The sequence below is a fragment of the Arthrobacter sp. B6 genome (assembly GCF_001663775.1).
In the GTDB taxonomy this organism is placed as follows: domain Bacteria; phylum Actinomycetota; class Actinomycetes; order Actinomycetales; family Micrococcaceae; genus Arthrobacter.
Map to the genome: position 1 here is coordinate 1 of NZ_LQAP01000024.1, position 745 is coordinate 745.

Annotated in this window: 1 protein-coding gene; it reads right to left on the minus strand. The window is 63.1% G+C overall.

Annotated elements, in window-relative coordinates:
- The coding region (locus tag AU175_RS20985) for a fumarylacetoacetate hydrolase family protein (protein ID WP_231938700.1) at positions 1-702 on the minus strand (702 nt) is incomplete at its 3' end.
- Between the last annotated feature and the right edge of the window lie 43 nt (positions 703-745).

The following is a 745-nucleotide window of genomic DNA, read 5'->3' on the forward strand; positions in this document are numbered from 1 at the left end:
GCCAGTGAAGATGATGTCGCCCGGGAGCAGGGTCACCGTCTGGGACAGGCCCTCGATCAGGGCCGGGACAGAGAAGATCAGTTCACTGGTCCGGCCCTTCTGAAGTTCCTCGCCGTCGATACTGCACCCGATTTCCAGATCATCCGGATTATCAAAGGAGTCGGGAGTAACCAGCCACGGCCCAACAGGACCGAACCCGGGAAATGACTTACCCAGCCCGAACTGCGGCGCCGGGCCGCGGAGTTGGGAGACCCGTTCGGAAATGTCCTGCCCGACCGCGAGCCCGGCGACGTACTCCCAGGCCCGCGCCGCGGGGACGTTTTTGGCCTCGGTACCGATGATGGCAACGAGTTCGACTTCCCAGTCCGTGTTCCCTCCCTCAGGCAGCACGACTTCGGTTTCGGCGCCCGCGAGGCAGGTGCCAAACTTCGTGAACACCGGAGGCAGCGTATCCGGCTGGGCGAACCCTGACTCCTTCGCGTGCTCACTGTAGTTCAGCCCAATCGCGAAGATCTGCCGGGGCGCAGGCGACGGGGACCCGAGCAAGGACCGGTCAACGACCACGTCAACGGAAGCCTTGGTCAGGGAACCGGCCCACCCAGCGAACTCATTCCATTGGGCGTAGACCGAACCCAAATCCGGGCCGAACCTGCCGTCGCTGGCGGTATGGACATCAATGCCGGCCTCGTCAGAGACCAGCACAACAGCTCGGTTGTCGTGGTTAGCGATACGCACAAAAGCTCCT